At 62.7% G+C, this 23,869-nt stretch carries 23 protein-coding genes and 1 pseudogene; 11 read left to right on the plus strand and 13 right to left on the minus strand.

Annotated elements, in window-relative coordinates:
* Positions 1-86: 86 nt before the first annotated feature.
* Both prmA and PG879_RS13885 read right to left on the minus strand, forming a co-directional pair.
* The gene (prmA, locus tag PG879_RS13880; protein WP_128273909.1) at positions 87-965 is read right to left on the minus strand and encodes a 50S ribosomal protein L11 methyltransferase; all 879 of its coding nucleotides are present in this window, start codon (positions 963-965) and stop codon (positions 87-89) included.
* A gap of 531 nt (positions 966-1,496) precedes the next feature.
* The gene (locus PG879_RS13885; protein WP_161469840.1) at positions 1,497-2,513 is read right to left on the minus strand and encodes a zinc-binding alcohol dehydrogenase family protein; all 1,017 of its coding nucleotides are present in this window, start codon (positions 2,511-2,513) and stop codon (positions 1,497-1,499) included.
* Between the two features lie 100 nt (positions 2,514-2,613).
* Between PG879_RS13885 and PG879_RS13890 the strand changes: the two genes are divergently transcribed.
* Positions 2,614-3,486, plus strand: coding sequence for a LysR family transcriptional regulator (locus tag PG879_RS13890; protein ID WP_042014452.1), 873 nt, complete (start codon positions 2,614-2,616; stop codon positions 3,484-3,486).
* On the opposite strand, the gene PG879_RS13895 is transcribed toward PG879_RS13890, so the two are convergent.
* The 11 genes from PG879_RS13895 to PG879_RS13945 form a co-directional block, all read right to left on the minus strand.
* Positions 3,487-4,911 (minus strand): PTS transporter subunit EIIC, encoded by a 1,425-nt coding sequence (locus tag PG879_RS13895; protein WP_270830335.1) that lies wholly within the window; start codon positions 4,909-4,911, stop codon positions 3,487-3,489.
* 87 nt (positions 4,912-4,998) lie between these two features.
* Entirely contained in the window at positions 4,999-6,456 is a 1,458-nt protein-coding gene (gene panF / locus PG879_RS13900; protein WP_216987637.1) for a sodium/pantothenate symporter, read from the minus strand.
* Entirely contained in the window at positions 6,446-6,694 is a 249-nt protein-coding gene (locus PG879_RS13905; RefSeq protein WP_270830336.1) for a YhdT family protein, read from the minus strand. The genes panF and PG879_RS13905 overlap by 11 nt, the downstream gene beginning before the upstream one ends.
* Before the next feature lie 269 nt (positions 6,695-6,963).
* Positions 6,964-8,304, minus strand: coding sequence for an acetyl-CoA carboxylase biotin carboxylase subunit (gene accC, locus PG879_RS13910; RefSeq protein ID WP_010675406.1), 1,341 nt, complete (start codon positions 8,302-8,304; stop codon positions 6,964-6,966).
* Between the two features lie 15 nt (positions 8,305-8,319).
* Complete coding sequence (gene accB / locus PG879_RS13915) at positions 8,320-8,781, minus strand: acetyl-CoA carboxylase biotin carboxyl carrier protein (protein WP_201872017.1); 462 nt, start codon at positions 8,779-8,781, stop codon at positions 8,320-8,322.
* A 36-nt stretch (positions 8,782-8,817) separates the two neighbouring features.
* Positions 8,818-9,267, minus strand: coding sequence for a type II 3-dehydroquinate dehydratase (gene aroQ, locus PG879_RS13920; protein WP_039040307.1), 450 nt, complete (start codon positions 9,265-9,267; stop codon positions 8,818-8,820).
* 283 nt (positions 9,268-9,550) lie between these two features.
* Complete coding sequence (gene acs, locus PG879_RS13925) at positions 9,551-11,497, minus strand: acetate--CoA ligase (protein ID WP_039040306.1); 1,947 nt, start codon at positions 11,495-11,497, stop codon at positions 9,551-9,553.
* Positions 11,498-11,672: 175 nt separating this feature from the next.
* Positions 11,673-13,460 (minus strand): EAL domain-containing protein, encoded by a 1,788-nt coding sequence (locus tag PG879_RS13930; RefSeq protein WP_270830337.1) that lies wholly within the window; start codon positions 13,458-13,460, stop codon positions 11,673-11,675.
* A 106-nt stretch (positions 13,461-13,566) separates the two neighbouring features.
* Positions 13,567-13,935: a hypothetical protein gene (locus tag PG879_RS13935; RefSeq protein ID WP_257711284.1), complete on the minus strand. Its 369-nt coding sequence runs from the start codon at positions 13,933-13,935 to the stop codon at positions 13,567-13,569.
* 7 nt (positions 13,936-13,942) lie between these two features.
* On the minus strand, positions 13,943-14,611 hold the full coding sequence (gene torD, locus PG879_RS13940) for a molecular chaperone TorD (RefSeq protein ID WP_103857882.1): 669 nt from the start codon (positions 14,609-14,611) through the stop codon (positions 13,943-13,945).
* A gap of 150 nt (positions 14,612-14,761) precedes the next feature.
* On the minus strand, positions 14,762-15,049 hold the full coding sequence (locus PG879_RS13945; protein ID WP_041215679.1) for a hypothetical protein: 288 nt from the start codon (positions 15,047-15,049) through the stop codon (positions 14,762-14,764).
* Between the two features lie 341 nt (positions 15,050-15,390).
* On the opposite strand from PG879_RS13945, the gene glyA reads away from it, so the two are divergent.
* The 10 genes and pseudogenes from glyA to PG879_RS13995 all read left to right on the plus strand — a co-directional run bounded on the left by glyA (position 15,391) and on the right by PG879_RS13995 (position 23,627).
* A complete protein-coding gene (gene glyA, locus PG879_RS13950; protein ID WP_010675397.1) occupies positions 15,391-16,644 on the plus strand; it encodes a serine hydroxymethyltransferase in 1,254 nt (417 codons plus the stop codon).
* Between the two features lie 99 nt (positions 16,645-16,743).
* A pseudogene (locus PG879_RS13955) lies at positions 16,744-17,166 on the plus strand (hypothetical protein).
* A 134-nt stretch (positions 17,167-17,300) separates the two neighbouring features.
* Positions 17,301-17,750 (plus strand): transcriptional regulator NrdR, encoded by a 450-nt coding sequence (gene nrdR / locus PG879_RS13960; protein ID WP_010675395.1) that lies wholly within the window; start codon positions 17,301-17,303, stop codon positions 17,748-17,750.
* Between the two features lie 277 nt (positions 17,751-18,027).
* Positions 18,028-19,137 (plus strand): bifunctional diaminohydroxyphosphoribosylaminopyrimidine deaminase/5-amino-6-(5-phosphoribosylamino)uracil reductase RibD, encoded by a 1,110-nt coding sequence (gene ribD, locus PG879_RS13965; RefSeq protein ID WP_139738039.1) that lies wholly within the window; start codon positions 18,028-18,030, stop codon positions 19,135-19,137.
* A 55-nt stretch (positions 19,138-19,192) separates the two neighbouring features.
* The gene (locus PG879_RS13970; protein ID WP_039040359.1) at positions 19,193-19,846 is read left to right on the plus strand and encodes a riboflavin synthase; all 654 of its coding nucleotides are present in this window, start codon (positions 19,193-19,195) and stop codon (positions 19,844-19,846) included.
* A gap of 137 nt (positions 19,847-19,983) precedes the next feature.
* Positions 19,984-21,093, plus strand: a complete 1,110-nt coding sequence (gene ribBA / locus PG879_RS13975; protein WP_039040299.1) for a bifunctional 3,4-dihydroxy-2-butanone-4-phosphate synthase/GTP cyclohydrolase II — start codon at positions 19,984-19,986, stop codon at positions 21,091-21,093.
* A gap of 133 nt (positions 21,094-21,226) precedes the next feature.
* Positions 21,227-21,697, plus strand: coding sequence for a 6,7-dimethyl-8-ribityllumazine synthase (ribH, locus tag PG879_RS13980; protein WP_010675391.1), 471 nt, complete (start codon positions 21,227-21,229; stop codon positions 21,695-21,697).
* Between the two features lie 14 nt (positions 21,698-21,711).
* The gene (gene nusB, locus PG879_RS13985; protein WP_010675390.1) at positions 21,712-22,125 is read left to right on the plus strand and encodes a transcription antitermination factor NusB; all 414 of its coding nucleotides are present in this window, start codon (positions 21,712-21,714) and stop codon (positions 22,123-22,125) included.
* A gap of 57 nt (positions 22,126-22,182) precedes the next feature.
* On the plus strand, positions 22,183-23,142 hold the full coding sequence (gene thiL / locus PG879_RS13990; RefSeq protein WP_109112126.1) for a thiamine-phosphate kinase: 960 nt from the start codon (positions 22,183-22,185) through the stop codon (positions 23,140-23,142).
* Entirely contained in the window at positions 23,139-23,627 is a 489-nt protein-coding gene (locus PG879_RS13995; RefSeq protein WP_109112127.1) for a phosphatidylglycerophosphatase A family protein, read from the plus strand. Before thiL ends, PG879_RS13995 begins: the two co-directional genes overlap by 4 nt.
* Positions 23,628-23,869: the final 242 nt, after the last annotated feature.

Raw genomic sequence — 23,869 nt, forward strand, 5'->3', positions numbered from 1 at the left:
CTGATGGGTTGGCAACTGCCGTGGCTTGTTGTTTATCAGCCGAGTGTGCGGCTGATGGGTTGGCAACTGCCGTGGCTTGTTGTTTATCAGCCCAGTTTGCGGCCGGAGAGGCGGCACCACTCCTCTTTCACGGCGGTCGGGTCCATCTCGAACCACTGGCCATAGATGGTCTCCAGCTCTGGCGCCTGGCTTTCCAGCACGCCGGAGAGGGCCATCAGGCTGCCCGCCTTGCCGTGGCCGGCGATAAGCGGCGCCAGTTCCCGCAGCGGGCCGGCCAGGATGTTGGCGACCACCACGTCCGCTTCGACGTCTTGAGGCTGATCCGCCGGCAGGTAGAGTTCGATCTGGTCGGCAACGCCATTTCGCTCGGCGTTGTCACGGCTGGCCTGGATGGCCTGAGGATCGATGTCGATGCCGATGACCCGGGCGGCCCCCAGTTTCAGGGCGGCGATGCCGAGGATGCCTGAGCCGCAACCAAAGTCGACCACGGTTTTGCCGGCCAGATCCAGCCCGTCCAGCCACTGCAGGCAGAGTGCCGTGGTGGGGTGGGTACCGGTGCCAAAGGCCAGGCCCGGGTCCAGCATGACGTTGACCGCATCGGGGTTCGGCACGTCGCGCCAGCTCGGGCAGATCCAGAGCCGCTCGCCGAACTGCATGGGGTGGAAGTGATCCATCCACTCGCGCACCCAGTCCTTGTCTTCCAGCAGCTCCACCTTGTAGCCCACGTCTTCACCGAAGATCTGCTGGAAGAAGGCGATGGTGGGAGCCGGATCGGTTTCGGCGTCGAACAGTCCCATTACTTCGGTCTCGCCCCAGAGCGGGGTTTCACCGGGCATGGGCTCATAGACGGGCACATCCTTGGCATCCATAAAGGTCACCGCCTGGGCCCCACGCCCCAGCAGCATGTTGCTCACCTTGTCTGCGGTCTTGGCAGTGGCGTTGATTCGAATTTGTATCCAGGGCATGGCGTCGGCTCTTCATAAATGTGAAACCGCGGGATTCTATCATCATGGGCCCGTGCTGTCGTGGTTTGACCATGGCCTCATGGGGAAGGGAGGTAACTCTGCCAAGTTGGCACGGTTAATGTATTCCTTCATGGGTGACGGGAAGCAACTTGTTCCCGCTGAATGCTTTGCTCTATGAAGTTCCGTCATCTTTTTTCAGCCACCTTCGGGTGGCTTTTTTTATGCCGGTGCGCTGAAAAGCGGTTAATTGGGAGGGAAAAGCAGAGATTGGCACGCTATCTGCAAAGTTACAGATGTCCTGCATAAGGATATGTGTGTGATTGTTACCCCAACGTTCAGGTTTTTAGGGCCATCCCGACGGGATGGCCTCTTTTTTATGGTTTTTTCGGGGGAGATGCCCCGTCAGGGACAAAGGTCACCTGCGGGGCTGTGCACTCTTGGGGCTTGTCACTGGTGATTTCACCCCATGATGGTGCATTTATTTACCTACAAGGGAATAGGCTGGACGGTAAGGCCCGCTTGGGCTGTGCCTCAGCGATGGAAGCCGCTCATGTCGATCACCAGCTTGCCCACCATGCGACCCGCTTCCAGCTCGGCATGAGCCCGGGCCAGGGTGAGGGGCGTCAGTTCGGGCACCACCTTGCTGAGGGTGGTCTTGAGCACCCCTTCATCGATCAGGGCCGCGACCCGGCCGAGCAGGTTGTGCTGCTCGATCATGTCCGGGGTCTGGAACAGGGAGCGGGTAAACATGAACTCCTGGCTGAAGGTGACGCTCTTTGGTTTGAGCAGACCCAGATCCCAGGGTTCACTGGACTCGGCGATGGTGCAGATGTGACCAAACGGACGGATGAGGCTGGCCATGGTGTTCCAGTGCTGCTCGGTGGCGTTGGTGCAGAAGATGGCATCCACCTCGCTGATGCCGAGTGCCTTGAGCTCCGCCTGCAGATGGTGATGGCTCACCACCTGGTGGGCTCCCATGTCCAGGCACCATTCCCGGGTTTCTGGGCGCGACGCGGTGGCGATCACCTCCATGCCGGTGAGCTGGCGGGCGAGCTGGATGGCGATGGAACCGACCCCGCCGGCGCCCCCGATGATCAGCAGTCGCCCGGTGCTTTCTCGGGTAAGGCTCATGCGCTCGAACAGGGTTTCCCAGGCGGTGATGGCGGTGAGCGGCAGGGCGGCGGCTTCCAGATCGGTCAGGGTGACTGGGGCGATGGCGGCAATGCGCTCATCCACCAGTTGCAGGGCGCTGTTGCTGCCCGGGCGGCTGATGTCGCCGGCATACCAGACCCTGTCACCGGCCTTGAACAGGGTGACGTCGCTACCGACGGCGATCACTTCGCCCACGGCGTCCCAGCCCAGCACGCGGGGGCTGTTTTCGACCTTGTCCTTGGGGGCGCGTACCTTGGTGTCGACCGGATTGATGGAGGTGGCGTTGACCCGTACCAGCAGATCCCGCGGGCCCGGTGTCGGATCGGGCAGATCGCTCTCGATGAAGCAGTGGGGGTGGTTGCTTGGCAGATAGTGAGTCAGGGCGATGGCTTTCATGGCTTTTCCTTTCAAATAGCAGTGTTCGGGATTGCCACTCACTCTAGTCTGGATGATTATCAAGATTAAGATGGGTAATTGGTAAAGACTGTTTGAATATATGAACAATGTCGAACTGGAGTTGATGGGGCTGTTCGCCACCGTGGTGGAGCAGGGGAGCTTCACCGGGGCGGCCGAGGTGCTCGGCATGCCCAAGTCCTCGGTGAGCCAGAAGATCTCGCGCCTCGAATCCCGGCTCGGGGTGAGGTTGCTGCAACGCACCACCCGCAGGCTCAGTCTGACGCCCCAGGGGGAGGTCTATGTGGCCCATTGTCAGGAGCTGCTGGCACTGGCGCGCAGCGCCAATCTGGCGATGGCGCGGTTGCGCGCGGCTCCTGGAGGGCGGGTGCGGATCACTGCTCCCGAAGCCACGGGAACCTTGCTGCTTGGTCGGATACTGGCCGAATTTCGCGCCCTCTACCCCGAGGTGGTGCTGGAGCTGACCCTTTGCGATGAACAGCTGGATCTGGTGGGGGAAGGTTACGATCTGGCGCTGCGGGCGGCGCCGCTGAAAGATTCCAGCCTCATCTGCCGGCGCATCGGCCAGGTGGCGCGCCATCTGGTGGCATCTCCCGGTTACCTGGCGGCCAACGGGACGCCGCTCCAACTCTCGGAGCTGGCCGGACACGCCTGCCTGGTACATGGCTCCTTGCCGGTGTGGCCATTGCAGGAGGGGGGCTGGCGCCCTCGCGGGGCCTGCCAGAGCAACAGCCTGTTGGCGCTGCGGGAGCTGGCACTCCATGACGGGGGGATTGCCCTGCTGCCGGCCCATGTCTGCGGCGACGATCTGGCGGCGGGGCGACTGCTCAAGGTGCTGCCGGATCTCCTGGTCCCGGTGAACCCCTTCTATCTCATCTACCCGAGCCGGGAACACCTGGCCCCCGCCCTTCGCAGCCTGATGGACTTCGTGGCCGAACGTCTTCCCTTCGCCTGATCACTGGTGCTGGCCAAGGGGAGCCTGGGCCGGTTCGAGACCGAGCGGGACCGACTGGCGTTCCGCCAGCATGCGGATCTGCCCTTCGATGAGGCCGGCATGGGGGCCGAGCACCAGCACCAGCTGATGTTCGTTGAGCACGACCCAGGAGAGGCAGCCCAGTCTGGCCAGGCAGGATTGATCCACCAGGGCCATGTCGCGAACCCGCAGGCTGAGGCGGGTCAGGCAGACGCTCATGGCCTGCAGGTTGTCCATGCCCCCCAGCATCTTGAGGTACTGGATAGCCAGCATCTGGGGATCGGTGGGGGCCACGGTCGCGAGCCGGGAGAGATCCTCGGCGATGGGCTTGCCCGGCAGACTGAGGGGAGCGTATTCCAGCAGCCGGGAGAAGAGCAGGGCATAGACGACGAAGAAGAGGATGCCCAGGGGGATGAGCCAGAAGCTGTGCAGACCGGCGTGGTAGCTCAGCACCAGATCCAGCAATCCGGCGGAAAAGTAGCTGCCCACCTGGATGTCGAGCCCGCTGCAGATGGCCAGCGACAGCCCGGTCAGCAGGGCATGGGCCAGAAACAGCCAGGGTGCGGTGAAGGCAAACAGGAACTCGATGGGCTCCGTGATGCCCACCAGTGCCGAGGTGAGCGCCAAGGTGAGCAGCAGCCCCCCCTGGGGCAGTTGCTGCATCCGCTGGCGATGGATCCAGATGGCAAAACAGGCACCGGGCAGGCCGAACATGATGACCGGATAGAGCCCGGCCACATAGCCTTCATGAAGCGGCTGGGCGGTCGAGAGGGCTTGCAGATTGCTCTCCCCGAGCCCGATGAGGCTGCCCAGCACCTGGTGCAGGCCGAGGGGGATCAGCAGTCGGTTCAGCACGCCGTAGCAGAAGGCGCCAAAGGGCGTGGTGAGCAGATCGGAGGCGAGCAGGGTGAGCCCCTGTTCCAGCAGCGGCCAGAGGATGGAGAGGGGGAGCACCAGCAGCAGGCAGGCCAGCGCCGAGAGCAACATGCCCGGCAGATCTTCCTGCAGGGGGCGCAACCAGCCCGGCAGCCGCAGAGTGCGGGCCCGGGAGCAGACCATGGCGGTGACGAGCCCGGCCAGCAGGCCGCAGATCATGTCCGCATGCAGCCCGGGCACCAGGGTGCCCAGCGCCGAGCTCAGCAGCAGGAAGTTGACCGCACCGGCGAGCGCCTCGGCTCCTTGCCCCTGGCGACTCAACCCGAAGGCGATGGCCACCGCATAGATGAGCGGCATCTGGCTGAAGAGGGCGCGACCGGCGAGGGAGAGCACGGCGAGATCCAGCACGTCCGGTTGGCCGAGCCGGTGGAGCAGGGCGGCCAGGGGCAGGATGGAGACGGGCAGCAACAGGGCATAGCCGAGGCGCTGCAGGGACTGGGTCAGGATCTTTCTGGCGTTCTGGACTGGCATGGGGGCACGGTATTTGTGACGTGGCGCACATTTTACCCGTGAGCCCCCATTTGGGAATAGGCGAGCCTTCCTTTATTGATCCTTTTCTTAATTTTGATCAAACAATCGACGGACACGCTGATCCGGGGCAGGAGTGAGCAGGCTGACCAGGACAAAGGCCGCCAGGCCAAGGGCCAGGCTCGGGACGATGGCGTGCAGACCGGCCAGCTTGATCCCCCACTGGCTCAAGGTGCCGTAACAGAGGATGCCGCAGACCATGCTGGCCAGGGCTCCCGGGCCGTTGGCCCTGGACCAGTAGAGGCCGAGCACCAGGGGCCAGAGGAAGACCGCCTGCAGGCCGCCGAAGGCGAGCAGGTTGAGCCAGATGATCATCTCGGGGGGCTGGAGCGCCGCCAGCAGTACCAGGGTACCCAGGATCAGGGTGCAGAGCAGGGAGAGGCGCGGCACCCGGACCTCCAGCTTCTCCTGCCTGGGATTGAGGTAATTGAGGTAGAGATCTTTCACCAGGGTGGCGGAGGCCTGGATCAGCTGGGAGTCGATAGTGGACATGATGGCCGCCATGGGGGCCGCCAGGAAGACCCCGGCCAGCCAGGGGGGGAGCACCTCCATCATCAGGGAGGGCATGATCTTGTCAGGGCTGTCCATGCCGGGCAGGATGGCGCGGCCCAGTGCCCCGGCCAGGTGCATGCCGAACATCAGCAGGGCGCAGACGATGGTGCCGATGAGGATGCCCCGGTGCAGCGCCTTGCTGTCCCGGTAGCCAAAGCAGCGCAGCGCCGAGTGGGGCAAGCCCACCACCCCGATGCAGACCAGCACCCAGAAGCTCAGCATGAAGGGCTGGGTCAGCATGTCGCCGGCCCCCTGGGGGCTCACCAGCTTGGGATCTATCTCCTTGAGCTGGTGGACAAGATTCGGCAACCCGCCACCGGCGATGAGGATGCCCGCCAGCAGGGCGCCAGTGCCGATGAGCATCACAATGCCCTGCAGGGCATCCGTCATCACCACGGCGCGAAAGCCGCCGATCACCGTGTAGAGCAGCACGCAACTGGCAAACAGGAAGAGCCCCTGCTGATAGCTGAGGCCGGTCGCCGTTTCCAGGAGGCGGGCGCCGCCGATGAACTGCACCACCATGGTGGCGATGAAGGCGAGGATGATGGTGACTGAACCCAGCACGACCACCGCCCTGCTCTGGTAGCGGGCCCACAGCATGTCGTTGATGGTCACCGCATTGACCCGGCGGGCGATGATGGCGAACTTCTTGCCAAGCACCCCCAGGGTGAGCCAGACAGTGGGCAGCTGGATCATCGCCAGTAGCACCCAGCCGAGGCCGACCTTGTAGGCGGCCCCCGGCCCGCCGATGAAGGACGATGCAGAGGTATAAGTGGCCACCAGGGTCATGGCCAGCACCAGCCCCCCCATGCTGCGGTTGCCGATGAAGTACTCCTGCATGAAGTTGCCGCCGGTCCGGTGGCGACTGGCCCAGAAACCGACCCCCAGTACCAGCACAAGATAGATGCAGAGCGGCAGCATCAGCTCAAGATTCATGGGGCGGTACCTCGCTATCCAGGGGAATATCGACGAACAGGCGATCCACCATGAGGGCGCAGAGGCCGATGAACAGCAGGGGCATCAGGATGCAACTGAGCAGGAACCAGAGGGGCAGCTCCCACAGCTCGAGATCCTCGGGTATGAAATAAGCCGAGCCATACCAGGCGACAAAGTAGAGCAGGGTCAGCAGCAGGCAGAAGGCTGCTTCCCGACGGGCGAGTGCGAAACGGTTCACTGTGGCCTCCGACGAGTGAGCGGGGCGCAAGAATAACAAAAAAGGGCCATGTCGCCATGGCCCTTTTTTACGTTGGCGATCCGGGTGGATCGCGCAATATCCCGATGAAAGGGGTCTTTGCAGACCCGACTTCTTGTGCTGGGAGTGGCTGCTCATGCGGCCACCATTGCTCAATGGGTCGGGCCTCAAGCCATTACAGACCCGACTTCTTGTGCAGGTGGTGGCTGTTCTGTGCTGCCACCGTGCTCAATGGGTCGGGCCTCAAGCCATTACAGACCCAACTTCTTGTGCAGGTAGTGGATGTTGGTGCCACCGTGCTGGAAGTTTTCGTCCTTCATGATCTCTTTTTGCAGGGCGATGTTGGTCTTGATCCCTTCCACCACCAGCTCGTCGAGGGAGTGGCGCATGCGGGCGATGGCCACGTCGCGGTTCTCCCCGTAGCAGATCAGCTTGCCGATCATGGAGTCGTAGTAGGGGGGGACCTTGTAACCCGCATAGATGTGGGATTCCCAGCGCACGCCCAGGCCGCCCGGCGCGTGGAAGCGCTGGATGAGACCGGGAGAGGGCAGGAAGGTGGCCGGATCTTCGGCATTGATCCGGCACTCGATGGCGTGGCCACGGATGCGGATGTCCTGCTGGGTGATCGACAGGGGCTGACCGGCGGCAATGCGCAGCTGCTCCTTGATGAGGTCGACGCCGGTGACCATCTCGGTGACCGGATGCTCCACCTGGATACGGGTGTTCATCTCGATGAAATAGAACTCGCCGTTCTCGTACAGGAACTCGAAGGTACCCGCACCGCGGTAGCCGATCTCGAGACAGGCGCGCACACAGCGCTCACCGATGAACTTGCGCATCTCGTCGGTGATGCCGGGGGCCGGCGCCTCTTCCACGACCTTCTGGTGACGGCGCTGCATGGAGCAGTCCCGCTCACCCAGATAGAGGGCGGTACCCTGACCGTCAGCCAGCACCTGGATCTCGATGTGGCGCGGGTTCTCCAGGTACTTCTCCATGTAGACCATGTCGTTCTTGAAGAACTGGCCCGCTTCGGATTTGGTCAGCGCGATGGCGGAGGCCAGTTCGGCCTCGTTGCGCACCACGCGCATGCCGCGACCACCACCGCCACCGGCGGCCTTGATGATCACCGGATACCCGATCCGCTTGGCGATGGCGGCGTTGCGCTTGGCATCGTTGTCCACCGGGCCGTCGGAGCCGGGTACGCAGGGCACGCCCGCCTTCTTCATCGCCTCGATGGCGGAGACCTTGTCACCCATCAGGCGAATGGTCTCGGCGCGCGGGCCGATGAAGATGAAGCCGGATTTCTCGACCACTTCGGCGAAGTCGGCATTCTCGGAGAGGAAGCCGTAGCCCGGGTGGATGGCGACGGCACCGGTCACCTCGGCGGCGGCGATGATGGCCGGCACATTTAGGTAGGACTCACCGCTGGCAGGCTTGCCGATGCAGATGGTTTCGTCCGCCAGGAGCACATGCTTGAGCTCCCGATCGGCAGTGGAGTGAACGGCCACTGTCTTGATCCCGAGCTCTTTGCAGGCGCGCAGGATCCGCAGGGCAATTTCACCGCGGTTGGCGATGACTACTTTGTCCAACATGGGTGGCATTTTCCCTTATTCGATGATGAACAGCGGCTCGTCAAACTCGACGGCCTGACCATTTTCAACCAGGATTGCTTTGATCACGCCGACCTTGTCAGACTCGATTTGGTTCATCATTTTCATGGCTTCGACGATGCAAAGGGTGTCGCCGACATTGACGTGCTGACCGACTTCCACGAACGGCTTGGCTTCCGGGCTGGAGGAGCGGTAGAAGGAGCCCACCATGGGGGAGCGCATCAGATGACCGCTCGGGGCGGCATCGGCAGCAGGTGCAGCGGCGGCTGCCGGAGCAGCGGCAACCGGTGCGGCAACCTGAGCCGCGGCCTGGGGCATGATCATCTGCGGGGCAACGCTAACCTGGCCGGAGAAATTACGGCTGATGCGAACGGACTCTTCCCCTTCGGAGATTTCCAGCTCGGCGATGCCGGACTCTTCAACCAGTTCAATCAGCTTCTTGATTTTGCGGATATCCATTAGCATTCTCTTTCTTCTTTATCTGATCAGTGATTATCAAGCCGCGCGCAACTGATGCACGGCCGCGGTTAAAGCGAATTGGTAACCATCGGCACCCAACCCGCAGATCACCCCCTTGGCGACATCAGACAGATAGGAGTGATGACGGAAGGGCTCCCTGGCATGAACGTTTGACAGGTGAACCTCGATAAAGGGGATGGCCACACCCAGCAGGGCATCGCGCAGGGCAACGCTGGTATGGGTGAAGGCGGCGGGATTGATGATGATGAAATCCACCTGGCCCATGGCCTGATGGATGCGGCCGATCAGCTCGTGCTCGGCATTGGATTGCAGATGTTCCAGGGTCACACCGAGTTCGCTGGCGCTGCGCGTCAGATCGGCGACGATCTCATCGAGCGTCTTGCTGCCGTAGATTCCCGGTTCCCGCTTGCCCAGCAGATTCAGATTGGGGCCGTTAAGCAGGAGGATTCGGTGATGTTGCGACATATTGAGTACATCCTCGATGATTATGCTGCTATCTATCAGCTATCTTTGGACTACCAAAAATCTAGCCAATTTTTGCACAAATCGGTGTGCCCTGACACACAGATTTCGCAATTATATTGATTTCGTGAAAATTAGCAGCATTTTACTGGTCTAATCTCTACATCTGGCTATTTATTGGCCTGGTTTGCCCGCAAGCCCTGCCTGCCACCGAACTCTGCTCTGTCCGGATCCCGAAGACAACAAAGCCGGCACGTGGCCGGCTCTGTTGACGTGGGGAAGAGACTCACGCCGCTTCCGACTTCTCGCGGATCAGCTTGTCCACGACCCCCGGATCCGCCAGGGTGGAGATATCCCCCAGGCTGTCGGTTTCGCCGGTGGCGATCTTGCGCAAGATACGCCGCATGATCTTGCCGGAACGGGTCTTGGGCAGCCCCTCGGCCCAGTGGATCACGTCCGGGGTCGCGATGGCGCCAATCTCCTTGCGCACCCACTCCTTCACTTCCTTGTGCAGCTCGCGGCTCGGCTCCTCCCCGGCGATCAGGGTGACATAGGCGTAGATGCCCTGTCCCTTGATCTCGTGGGGAACGCCCACCACCGCCGCTTCGGCGATTTTCGGATGGGCCACCAGAGCGGACTCGATTTCGGCGGTACCCATGCGGTGGCCGGAGACGTTGAGTACATCATCCACCCGGCCGGTGATCCAGTAGTAGCCGTCCTCGTCGCGACGGGCACCGTCGCCGGTGAAGTAGCGACCCGGGAAGGTGGAGAAGTAGGTCTGCTCGAAGCGCTCGTGATCGCCGAACACGGTACGCATCTGGCCGGGCCAGGAGTCGGTGATCACCAGGTTGCCCTCGGTGGCGCCTTCCAGCGGCTCACCCAGGTTGTCCACCAGAGCAGGCTGTACTCCGAAGAAGGGACGAGTGGCCGAGCCGGGCTTGAGCGCGGTGACGCCGGGCAGCGGAGTGATGAGGATGCCGCCGGTCTCGGTCTGCCACCAGGTGTCGACGATGGGGCAGCGCTCGTCGCCGATGGTGCGGTAGTACCACTCCCAGGCTTCCGGGTTGATGGGTTCACCCACCGACCCCATGATGCGCAAGCTGGTGCGGGAAGTGCCTTCGACAGCCTCCTTGCCCTTGGCCATCAGTGCGCGAATGGCGGTGGGGGCGGTATAGAGGATGGTGACCTGGTGTTTGTCCACCACCTGGCTCATGCGGTTGGTAGCCGGGTAGTTGGGCACCCCTTCGAACATGACGGTGGTGGCGCCGTTGGCCAGCGGCCCGTAGACCAGATAGGAGTGACCGGTGACCCAGCCCACATCGGCGGTACACCAGTAGATGTCCTCTTCGTGGTAGTCGAACACGTATTTGAAGGTGAGGGCGGCATAGACCAGATAGCCGCCCGTGGTGTGCAGCACACCCTTGGGTTTGCCGGTGGAGCCGGAGGTGTAGAGCACGAACAGGGGATCTTCGGCGCCCATGGCTTCGGGCGGACAATCCGGGCTGGCGGCGTTGACCGCATCATGCCACCAGATGTCTCTGTGCTCGTGCCAGGCCACGTTGCCACCGGTGCGCTTGAGGACGATCACCTTGCTGACCTTGGTATCCGGGTGGGTAAGGGCCTCATCCACGTTCTTCTTGAGGGGGATGGGGCGACCGCCTCGCAACCCCTCATCGGCGGTGATGACGACGGAGGCGCCGGAGTCGATGATGCGGCCCGAGAGCGCCTCCGGCGAGAAGCCGCCGAAGACGATGCTGTGCACGGCCCCGATGCGGGTACAGGCCAGCATGGCGATGGCCGCCTCCGGCACCATGGGCATATAAAGGCAGACCATGTGGCCACGCTTGACCCCCTGGGCTTTGAGCACGTTGGCAAACTTGCACACTTCGGCGTGCAGTTCGCGATAGGTGATCTTGCGATCTTCAGCTGGGTTGTCCCCTTCCCAGATGATGGCGACCTTGTCGCCGCGCTCGCTCAGATGACGATCCAGGCAGTTGGCCGAGACGTTGAGCAGACCATCCTCATACCACTTGATGGAGACGTGGCCCGGATCGTAGGAGGTGTTCTTGACGCGGGTGTAGGGGGTCATCCAGTCAAGGATCTTGCCCTGCTCCCCCCAGAAGGCGTCCGGATCCTGCACCGACGCTTGATACATGGCTTCATAACCTTCCTTGTCCAGCAGGGCGCCGTTGCCGATGTGGGCCTTGACCGGGTAGACCTTGCTCTCGCTCATCTCTCACTCCTGTGAATACATTTTCTTAATGATTGAGTAACAACTTATACCTTTGGTTCCCGAGGGCAATTAGACTTTTGGATAGCGACGAAGTTAGCAGGTGAGAGGACACGTTGAGGGCAAAGAAGGGAGCCATGGGCTCCCTTCTTTGCTTTCGTGGTGGCGCGGCCAAGGCTCAATGGCGGAGGGGGAGCAGGGGAGGCAGGCTGGGTTCTGGCAGGGGATGGCTGAACAGGTAGCCCTGTCCCTCTTCGCAACGCAGGGATTGCAGGAACTGGCGCTGGGGCTGGGTTTCTATCCCTTCCGCCGTAACGGCCATGCCGAGGGAGGTGGCCAGCTGGACTATGGTACGGCACAGCTCGCGGCTGTGCTTGTCGTCGGGCAACGCCTGGACGAAGGCCCTGTCTATCTTGATGCGATCGATGGGCAGGCTCCTGAGCAGGCTCAGGGAAGAGAAACCGGTGCCGAAGTCGTCGATGGCGATCTGTACCCCCAGCGCCTTGAGGCGGGTGAAGAGCCGCAGACTGTGATCCACGCTCTGGATGATGCTCTCGGTCACCTCGATCTCCAGCCGCTCGGCAGGAAAACAGGTATCGGCCAGAATGGCTGTCACCCGCTCCACGTAGTCGTGGGAGCGCATCTCCCTGACCGACACATTGACCGAGAGCCTGGGCACGGCGAGCTCTTCGGCCAGCCACTGCTGCCCTTGCCGGCAGGCGGTGCGCATCACCCATTCGCCCAGCGGTTCGATGAGACCGCACTCCTCTGCCACCGGAATGAAACGGTCCGGGGATATCATGCCAAGGCTGGGATGCTGCCAGCGGATCAGGGCCTCCAGGCCGCTGAGATGACCATCCGCCAGATCCGTCATGGGTTGGTAGAGCAGGCGGAACTGTTGCTGCTCAATGGCCTTGAGCAGTCCCTGCTCCAGCAGCACCCGCTCCCTGGTCTGTGCCGTGATGTCGGGGGAGTGGAACAGATAGCCGTTGCGGCCACGGCGCTTGGCTTCATGCATGGCGTTGTCCGCCGCGCTGATGAGGCTGTCCGGGGTCTGGCCATGCTCCGGATAGAGGGAGACGCCGATGCTGGCGGAGAGCCTCACCCGCTCCTGGCCGATGTCGGCGGGATCGTGCAGCCTGCGTTGCAACCCCTCGATGAGACCCAGCAGATCCTGGGTCTCCCTGATGGCGGGCAGCAACACCAGAAATTCGTCTGCCCCCAGCCGGATGGCGATGTCTCCGGGGCGCAGACAGTGGCGAATGCGGTCTGCCGACAGCTTGAGCAGCAGATCGCCGGCACTGTGCCCCAGGTTGTCGTTGATGAGCTTGAAGCCGTCGAGATCGATGAACAGCAGCGCCAGGACGTGGTGGTTCACCCTGGCCGTCTCTATCTCCAGGGTGAGGCGCTCTTGCAGCAGATGGCGATTGCCGAGATCGGTGAGGGGATCGTAATAGGAGAGGTGCTGCAAGCGGGCTTCGGCCTGATAGAGACGCAGTGCATGGCGGTGGGTCATCTCCTGCAGGCCGGGTGACGCGGGTGCGTCGAGGTGGGGGCCTGTCTGCGCGGATTCCCTCATCACGAGGAAGATGCCGCTGAAGGAGCCGTCCTCATCCAGCACGGAGCTGACGCTCACTTGCCAGCGTGCGGGGGAGGCCGCGCGGGAGAGACCGACCGTCTCCACCTCAAATGCGCATCGGGGGGCCCCTTGTCGCAGTTGTTGAAACAGCGGGAGCAGCTGGGGAGTCTGGGCAGGGACAATGTCGAACAGCGTCTTGCCCGGGTGCTCTGCCCGCGCGAGGCCGGTCAGTTCGGCAAAGCGTCCGTTGACGTCGCGGCACCTGAATTCGTGATCGAAGACTCCAATCCCGACGGGCGCCTGGGCGAACAGTTGTTGCAACTCGTAGGGAGAGAGCGGGCCTGACAAATGCCGTGTCGGAACCGATTCGGGTAGCACTTTTTCCATGGAGGCTCCTGAATTGATTGCTTTGTCATTTGGACGACTGTGTCAGTATGGCAGGAAGTGTCAGGAGAGAAAGAAAGTGTGAGAAGGGTGTGAAATCAACGAGATGTCAGCCTTTCTGGCGGCCAAACGCCTGGATCCCGCGAACAAATACCAGCCAGCCCACCAGATGAAACGGCAACGCCATGGCGTAGAGCACCAGCCAGTGGCTCTCGGTGCCGCTGCTGTTGATGAAATCTGTCCAGGCGGCGAGCAGGGCCAGCATGCCCGCTATCTGGAAGCGGCGACGCAGCACCACTTCCACCCCGAGATTGGCGAGGTAGAGGGTCAGCAGGATGCCGGTAAAGCCGGTGAGCTGGGCGGTGCCGTAGAGCGCGCGGTCCGGGTTGAACAGCAGCGTCACGAGGGGAGTGAGACCCTGATCCAGCGGGATCAGGGCCAGCAGCCAGCATGCGATAAGAAGCAGGGCTGTCTTCATGCCGGGCTCAGTCGGCGGACGGTGCCGGTTTGACCAGGGAGAGGTAGTTGGCGTCCATCTTGAGGAACACCCCCAGCAGGCGGGCACTGGCACCGTAGAAGCCAAACGTGTCGGCGGCCCGGCAGGCCTGCTCGAAGCGCTCGAACCAGCCCAGCAGGTGACCGTGCAGCAGGGACTCCTGCTCGCCAAGCCACGCCTCGCGCTGGTCGGCGGTGGTCGACTCGGCGGCGCGGATGATGAGGCTGCCCATCAGATCCAGCTCGATGGCCAGATGATCGGCAGGCTCATTGTACTTGTCGCTGACATTGATGCCGAGGCGAGCGAGGCGTGCCTGCATCTCGGTCATGGGGGCCTGCATCAGCTGCTTGCCTTCGCCCCGGTAGAGGGATTCGTAGGGCAGGGCACCCTGCCCGGGAGCGCTCAGGAACAGGCCGGCGAAGTCGGCGGCCAGCGCCGTCTGGCGCTCGGGGCGCACCAGCAGGCGGGCGATGGCGTCGTTGAGCTCGGCCACGGCTTCGCGCATGGGGTCGAGAGTAGAGAGGCTCTTCAAGAAGCTACGCACGTCATAGGTGTCGTATTCAGCGATCTGTGCATCACTGAGTTCGGCAGCAAACAGGGTGGAAAACCACCAGTAAAGCTCGGCCCGGCGTTCGCTGGTCGCCATGAATTCCTGCATTTTTCCTCCGTGGATGACAATCGGGAGCCTTGATGGCCCCCGATTCTAACGACTTTAAAAATAAAGGAAACTCATGGGGTCTTTTGGCCGGATAGCGCCAGGAGAGGGGGGCGCTATTGCGGGATCACCGTGGGCGACGAGGAGACCGACCTACTCCTCGACGCGATAGAGCGCCTGCTTGCAACGGGGGCAGATGTGCTGGCGGCGATAATCCACCTGGTGCACCAGGCCGACCTCCCGCTGCTGATGGTGACCGCAATGGATGCAGAAAATGAGATCCCCGTCGGCGGCGCCGGGATGGGCCGCCAGGTACTGCTCCCGGGTGGGAAGTGTCTCCCAGTTGGCGGTGCAGGCACCCTTGCGGCTGGCGGTGTAGTAGACCCAGTAGAAGAGAGCGAAGACCGCGACAATCACGAACAGCATCAGATGATCCATCATGGCGTTTCCCCTTGTGTTCCGGGATGGCAGGGAGCGACACCCGCTCGTGCAGATGTCCCATGGCCTAAAGATGTTATCTGTTAGTAAATGCTATATCCATGATCTGGCTCTGGTTTCTATCGCCTTGCCCGGAAAGCGGAGACGATGGCTGGAGCCGGATTGCGGGTGTGGGGAGGTCGGGGGGATGAGCGAAGCCAGGGGGCGGGATTCGAAATTTGCGACGTATTTTACATTTTATAAACAATTTTTTGGGTGGTTGGACTGTCTCTTTGATCCAGCTCACGTTACAATGCGCGGGCCCACTTCACCTATCGCGCAAACGATTTTCAGGAGATAAACGGATGTTGAAACGTGACATGACCATCGCCGGCTATGATCCAGAGCTGTGGCAGGCCATCACAGACGAGACCCGTCGTCAGGAAGAGCACATCGAGCTGATTGCGTCCGAGAACTACACCAGCCCCCGCGTCATGGAAGCCCAGGGCTCCCAGTTGACCAACAAGTACGCCGAAGGCTACCCGGCCAAGCGTTACTACGGCGGTTGCGAGTATGTGGATGTGGTTGAAACCCTGGCCATCGAGCGCGCCAAAGAGCTGTTCGGTGCCACCTACGCCAACGTGCAGCCGCACTCCGGCTCTCAGGCCAACAGCGCCGTTTACATGGCCCTGCTGCAACCGGGCGACACCGTGCTCGGCATGAACCTGGCCCACGGCGGTCACCTGACCCACGGCTCCCCCGTCAACTTCTCCGGCAAGCTGTACAACATCATCCCCTACGGCATCGACGAGTCCGGCAAGATCGACTACGACGAGATGGAGCGCCTGGCCGTTGAGCACAAGCCGAAGATGATGATCGGCGGCTTCTCCGCCTACTCCGGCATCGTCGACTGGGCCCGCATGCGCGAAATCGCCGACAAGATCGGTGCTTACCTGTTCGTGGACATGGCCCACGTGGCCGGTCTGATTGCCGCCGGCGTCTACCCGAACCCGGTGCCCCATGCTCACGTGGTCACCTCCACCACTCACAAGACCCTGGCCGGTCCGCGCGGTGGTCTGATCCTCTCCGCCGCCGACGACGAAGATCTGTACAAGAAGCTGAACTCCGCCGTTTTCCCGGGTGGTCAGGGCGGCCCGCTGATGCACGTCATCGCCGGCAAGGCTGTGGCCTTCAAGGAAGCGCTGGAGCCCGAGTTCAAGACCTACCAGGCCCAGGTCGTGAAGAACGCCAAGGCCATGGCGGCGACCTTTATCGAGCGCGGCTACAAGATCGTCTCCGGCGGTACCGACAACCATCTGATGCTGGTTGACCTGATCGGTCGCGAGCTGACCGGCAAAGATGCCGACGCAGCCCTCGGCAAGGCCAACATCACCGTCAACAAGAACTCCGTACCGAACGACCCGCGTTCCCCGTTCGTGACCTCCGGCGTGCGTATCGGCACCCCGGCCATCACCCGCCGCGGCTTCAAGGAAGCCGAGTCCATCCAGTTGGCCAACTGGATCTGCGACGTGCTGGACAGCCACGACAACGAAGAAGTGCTGGCGACCGTGCGCGAGAAGGTGCTGGACATCTGCCGCCGCTTCCCGGTCTACGCATAATCAGCCTGACCTTCAGGTTGAAGACCAATGCCACCCTCGGGTGGCATTGTTTTTTGCAGCGTCTGGCAAGATGAGACAGAGGTGATCATGTGCGATGACATGGAAGAGGACGTGCTGGAGGCGTCACTGCGGCAGACGGTTCGCGCCCAGTAACACTTTCACGCCAGCGAACAGGGGCTGCTGGCCTGGGATGTGCGCCGCTTGATCCGGCTGAGCCGCAACCTGCCGGTGCAGGCGGTGGCACTCGGCGAGATTGCCGAGCTTGACCGCGACCACTGGTACGGCCATGGCGACGCCACGCCCACGGTGCGCAGCGTGGTGGCGCATTGCCAGCTCATGATGGCGGCGGATCTCGCCTATCCCATCCTGCTGGACAGCGCCGGCCGGGTGATGGATGGCATGCACCGGGTGGGCAAGGCGCTGATGCTGGGTCACAGCCATGTGGCTGCTCGCCGGTTCGCGGCGGATCCTGCCCCCGATTACCAGGATTGCGACCCCGAGGCGTTGCCCTATGACGACTGAGTCCTGCCCGAAGGTCTGGCTGGTTGTCCCTTGTTTTCATGGGCTTTTACCGGTTCTGGATGGCCGTGTTACACTGGCCGGCCTAGCGCCAGCCCCCGGGGCCCGCGCCCATTTTCATCCACGCCGGAGGTCAGATGCATTGCCCTTTCTGTAGTGCCGTTGATACCAAGGTGATCGATTCCCGTCTGGTGGCCGAGGGCCATCAGGTGCGCCGCCGTCGCGAATGCCTGCTCTGTCACGAGCGTTTTACCACCTTCGAAATGGCCGAACTGGTCATGCCCCGCGTCATCAAGTCCAACGGCTCCCGCGAGCCCTTCAACGAAGACAAGCTGCGTGCCGGCATTCTGCGGGCGCTGGAGAAGCGGCCGGTGAGCATGGAGGCCATCGAGAAGGCGGTCAACCACATCAAGTCCCGCCTGCGGGCCACCGGCGAGCGGGAGGTGGCCTCCCAGCTGGTGGGCAATCTGGTGATGGATGAGCTCAAGAGTCTGGACAAGGTGGCCTACATCCGCTTTGCCTCCGTCTACCGCAGCTTTGAAGACATTCGCGAATTCGGGGAAGAGATCGCCAAGCTGGAGAAGTAACGCCGGCCTGCGGCTCCCTATGTGAATAAGAGAGGGGCTGCCGTTGCGGCAGCGCCAGTTGTTACACCAGTGAGACATCTAGATAGCGCATCGTTGCACTGGTGAAAAAATATGAAGGCGTGCGGCCGCATCCTGCGATGTGTGTGCCCGTCGCCATGGCGTCAGATGCCATGGCCGATCTGCCCGAGAAGGCGTGCGGCAAGCGCGTACACCCTATTTTCTTGTCCCATCGGATGGCCGTGCCACCGGGGACAGGTTGCTGGACACAGGAGCCCGGATGTTTAGTCAAGACGATTACCAATGGATGAGCCGGGCCCTCGAACTGGCCCGGTGCGGCCGTTACACCACGGCCCCCAACCCCTGCGTCGGCGCCGTGCTGGTGAAGGCCGGCGTGGTGGTGGGGGAGGGCTGGCACAAGCGGGCCGGTGAGCCCCATGCCGAGGTCTATGCTCTGCACGCGGCAGGGGAAGAGGCCCGCGGTGCCACCGCCTATGTGACCCTGGAGCCCTGCTCCCATCATGGTCGCACGCCCCCCTGCGCCGAGGCGCTCATCAAGGCCGGGGTAACCCGGGTGGTCGCCGCCATGGTGGATCCCAATCCCCAGGTGGGCGGGCGTGGCCTGCGGATGCTCTCCGAGGCGGGGATCAAGACCGATTTCGGCCTGTTGGCCGCGGAAGCCGAGGCCCTCAACCCCGGTTTCTTCAAACGGATGCGCACCGCGTTTCCGCTGGTGACGGTCAAGCTGGGGGCGAGCCTGGATGGTCGCACCGCCATGGCGAGTGGCGAGAGCCAGTGGATCACCTCTCCGGAGGCGCGCCGGGACGTGCAGCGGCTGCGGGCACGTCACGATGCGGTCCTCTCCAGCGCCGAGACCGTGCTGGCAGATGGCGCCTCCCTCACCGTGCGCTGGGACGAGCTGCCCCCCTCGGTCAAGGCGGTCTATCCCAAAGAGACCCTGCGCCAGCCACTGCGGGTCATCGTGGATTCGCAAAACCGGCTCACCCCGGATCTGCCCCTGTTCCAGAGCGAGAGCCCGGTACTGCTGGCCCGCCACAAGGCATCCGGTGAGTGGCCCGCCTGGGTGCAGCAGCTGGAGGTGCCGCTGCTGGATGGCAAGCTGGATCTGGTCAGCCTCTTCATGCTGCTGGCCAAACAGAACGTCAACTCGGTACTGGTGGAGGCGGGGCCACGGCTGTGCGGCGCCCTGCTGGAGAAGGGGCTGGTGGACGAGCTGGTGCTCTATCAGGCGCCCAAACTGATGGGGGATGAGGGGCGCGGCCTGTTCCATCTGCCGGGGCTGACCCGGCTGTTCCAGGCCCCCAAACTCAATCTCAAGGATGTGCGCATGCTTGGCCAGGATATTCGCATCACTGCGAAAATAGCCTGATTTTTCAATGTTCACGGGGGCATCCATCTCCCCCGTCATCAGCAAGGTGATCTGCATGTTTACCGGAATTATCGAAGCGGTGGGAACCCTGGCCGAGCTGCGTCGCCAGGGGGAGGACATGGCCCTCACCGTGCACGCGCCGACCCTGGACTTCAGTGACGTCAAGCTGGGCGACTCCATCGCCACCAACGGCGTCTGTCTCACCGTGGTGGCGCTCGGGGATCACAGCTATACCGCCGACGTCTCCCTGGAAACCCTCTCCCGCACCGGTTTTTCTGCCGCCAAGGTGGGGGATCCGGTCAACCTCGAGAAGGCGTTGATGCCCACTTCCCGCCTCGGCGGCCACCTGGTCTCCGGCCACGTGGACGGCATCGGCGAGGTGAAGAGCAAATCGTCCAGCGGCCGCGCCATCGAATACTGGATCAAGGCGCCGGGGGAGCTCTCCCGCTACATCGCCGAGAAGGGCTCCATTGCAGTGGATGGAATCAGCCTCACCGTCAATGCGGTTCAGGGGGATCTGTTCCGGCTGACCATCGTGCCCCACACCGCCCAGGAGACCACCATCGCCCGCTGGAAACCCGGCTACCGGGTCAACCTCGAGGTGGACCAGATAGCCCGCTATCTGGAGCGGCTGATGACGGGCAAGCGCGAGGAGAGCAGTGCCTCTACCCTGACCCTGGAGAAGCTGGCCCAGTCCGGATTCTTGTGAGCCGTTTTGACGGGAAAACGCGGTTCTGTGATCCCGCGCGGATTGAAACGGGGCCGCGTGCCCCCATCTAGAGCACAATACGCAGTATCAAGTCGAGCCGACTGGCTCAATCCCCAAGCATGTTGATGGAGTAGCCCATGGCGCTGAGCACGACCCAGGAAATCATTGCCGATATCAAGGCTGGCAAGATGGTGATCCTGATGGATGACGAAGACAGGGAGAACGAAGGGGACCTGATCATGGCCGCCTCCTGTGTCCGCCCGGAAGACATCAACTTCATGGCGCGCTACGGTCGGGGCCTCATCTGCCTGACCCTGACCCGGGATCGCTGCAAGCAGCTGGCGCTGCCGCTGATGGTCGATCGCAACAATGCCCAGTTCTCCACCGCCTTCACCGTCTCCATCGAGGCGGCGGAAGGGGTGACCACCGGCATCTCCGCCGCCGACCGCGCCGTCACCGTACAGGCCGCGGTGGCGCCCCATGCCAAGGCCGCCGATCTGGTGCAGCCCGGCCACATCTTCCCGCTGATGGCGCAGGATGGCGGTGTGCTGACCCGCGCCGGCCACACCGAAGCGGGCTGCGATCTGGCCCGGCTGGCCGGCTTCGAGCCTGCCTCCGTCATCGTCGAGATCCTCAACGAAGACGGCACCATGGCCCGGCGCCCGGATCTCGAGATCTTCGCCGAGCAGCACGGCATCAAGCTCGGCACCATTGCCGACCTTATCGAATACCGCAACCAGCACGAGACCACGGTAGAGAAAGTGGCCGAGTGCAAGTTGCCCACCGAATACGGCGAGTTCGACCTCGTCACCTTCCGCGACACCATCGACAACCAGGTCCACTTCGCCCTGAAGAAAGGGGACGTGAAGGCCGACCAGCCGACCCTGGTACGTGTGCACCTGCACGACGTGCTGAGCGATCTGCTGCTCACCGACCGCCACAGCGCCCGCAGCTGGCCGCTGCCCAAATCCATGGCCCGCATCGCCGACGAGGGCGGGGTGCTGGTGATCCTGGGGGCGGAAGCCCATGGCGCCGAGCTGCTGGCCAGGGTCAAGGGTTTTGAAGCCGCCGACAAGGGGCTGGCGCCGGAAGGGGCCAAGTGGCAGGGCACCTCGCGCCGGGTCGGCGTCGGTTCCCAGATCCTCAAGGCGCTGGGGGTCGGCAAGATGCGCCTATTGAGCTCTCCCAAGAAGTACCATGCCCTCGGTGGCTTTGGTCTGGAAGTGGTGGAGTACGTCGGCGAGTAAGCGCTGCGTACGGTTGAATTCATCACCATGGCCGCCCGTTGCGGCCATGGTTTTTTGTCGCGGCTCTGTTGTGCTAGAATGCGTGCACTTTTGAGCCCGGCCCCTAATTGATTGCACAGAGACAGGATTTCCAATGAAGATTATCGAAGGAAATATCGCCGCTCCCGAGGCGCGTGTTGCTATTGTCGTTGCCCGTTTCAACAGCTTCATCAATGACAGCCTGGTGAACGGCGCGCTGGACGTGCTGAAGCGTCAAGGTCAGGTCCAGGAGAGCAATCTGACCCTGGTGCGCGTACCGGGGGCCGTCGAAATTCCCCTGGCGGCCAAGAAGCTGGCCAAGAGCGGTCAATACGACGCCATCGTCGCACTCGGCACCGTCATCCGCGGCGGTACCTACCACTTCGAACTGGTAGCGAGCGAGAACGGCAAGGGTCTGGCCCAGGTGATGATGGAATACGACATTCCCGTTGCCTTCGGCGTGCTGACCACCGAAAACATTGAACAAGCCATCGAACGCGCCGGTACCAAGGCGGGTAACAAGGGTGCAGAGGCTGCACTGAGCGCGCTCGAAATGATCAACGTCCTGAAACAACTGGACGTGTAACGAGGAGAAATGCATTGAAACCGTCCGAGCGCCGTAAGGCCCGCCATTGCGCCACCCAGGCCATCTACCAGTGGCAGATGACCCAGGCCAACGTGGGCGACATCGAAGAGCAGTTCAAGATCGATCAGGACACCAAGGGTGTGGACCTGAACTATTTCCGCGATCTGCTGTTCGGGGTAGCGGTCCACTGCAACGAGCTGGACAAGGTGTTCGCGCCTTTCCTCTCCCGTCCGCTGGAAGAAGTGGACATGGTGGACAAGGCGATCCTGCGTCTGGCGACCTACGAGCTGACCCGTCGTGAAGATGTGCCGCCGCGCGTGGTGATCAACGAAGCGATCGAGCTGGCCAAAGCCTTCGCCGCCGATGACAGCCACAAGTTTGTCAACGGCGTCCTGGACAAGGTGATCAAGACGCTGCCCAAGCGCTGATCCTGCTGTCCGTCAGCAATTAAGAGAGGAGCCAGCTTATTGCTGGCTTTTTACTGTATGGGTGAATTTGAGCTGATTGAGAAGTACTTCAAGGTCCCCCACGCCCGCAAGGACGTGGTGATGGGCCCTGGAGATGACTGTGCCCTGCTGACCCTGCCCCCCGACGCCCAGTTGGCGGTGAGCACGGACACCCTGGTGAGCGGCGTGCACTTCTTCCCCGACATGGATCCGGTGGATCTCGGCTACAAGGCGCTGGCGGTCAATCTCTCCGATCTGGCCGCCATGGGGGCCGAGCCGCGCTGGGTCTCCCTGGCCCTGACCCTGCCCGCCATCAACGAGCGTTGGGTCGCCGGTTTCGCCGAAGGGTTCCTCGAGCTCGCCGAGTACTACAACGTGGCGCTGGTGGGGGGAGACATGACCCGCGGGCCCCTCTCCATCACCGTCTCGGTGAAAGGATCGGTCCCGGCAGGTCGCGCCCTGATGCGCAGCGGCGCCAAGGCCGGTGACGGGGTCTACGTGACCGGCACCCTGGGGGATGCCGCCCTGGCGCTCTCCCACCTGCTGGGCAAGCGCACCCTCAACGAGAACCAGCTGGCGGCCGTGCTGCCGCGCCTCGACCATCCCCATCCCCGCATCCTGGCCGGTCAGGCCCTGCGCGGGCTGGCCAGCAGCGCCCTGGATCTCTCAGACGGCCTGGCCTCGGATCTCGGCCACATCCTCAAGGCGTCCGGCGTGCGGGCCCAGATCGATCTCAACCTGCTGCCCCTCTCCCCCGTGTTGCAGGATGCGGTGCCGGCCATGGATGCCTGGCAGCTGGCTCTGGCCGGGGGCGACGACTACGAGCTCTGCTTCACCGTGCCCCAGGAGCACCACGGCGCCCTGGACACGGCGCTGGCCAATTGTGGCGTGAAGTTCACCCGCATCGGTCGCATCCTGGTCGGGGAGCCTGGCATCGACTACCTGCAGGACGAACAACCCGTCGAACTGCACCTCAAGGGCTGGGATCACTTCGCATGATGTCTTTCAAGATAAAGCCCGAACTGACGCGGCTGAACCTTAAAAACCCGCTCCACTTCCTTGCGGTGGGGTTTGGCTCCGGCCTCTCCCCCAAGGCGCCGGGCACCATGGGGACCCTGGCAGCCATCCCGCTCTATCTGTTGGTGAGCGGGCTGTCGACCTCCTGGTTCATCGCCCTGCTGGTGGTGGGTTTCGTGGCGGGCATCCGCATCTGCCAGAGCGCCACCGACGCCATCGGGATGCCGGATCACGGGGCTATCGTCTGGGACGAGGTCATCGGATTCGGGGTCACCATGATTGCGGCCCCGGCCGGCTGGGAGTGGGTGCTGGCGGGTTTCGTGCTGTTTCGCCTGTTCGACGTGCTCAAGCCCTGGCCCATCTCCTGGTTCGATCGCCGCATTCACGGCGGGCTTGGCATCATGCTGGACGATCTCATCGCCGGCCTGTTCGCCCTGGCCTGCATGCAACTGCTTGCCCACTGGTGAGGGGAGGCGGCTCCCGAACGCCCGTCTCGTTGTTTTTTCACTCCTCTCCTCTTGCAAAGAGGTCGGATATACCGCACACGCAGGCCCTGAGGGGCCTGCGTTTTTTTGTATGCAATCCCTCCCGGCTTGCCGTGCCGGCGGGCCTGTGGCCCAGGTTGATCCTTCTGCATTGTCCCTATTTAGCTCTGCCTATTTTTCCTTACTCCGGATATGCTGCCGTCAAAAAATCATTTCACATAAAT

The organism is Aeromonas sp. QDB63 (genome assembly GCF_027707425.1).
GTDB lineage: Bacteria > Pseudomonadota > Gammaproteobacteria > Enterobacterales > Aeromonadaceae > Aeromonas > Aeromonas caviae.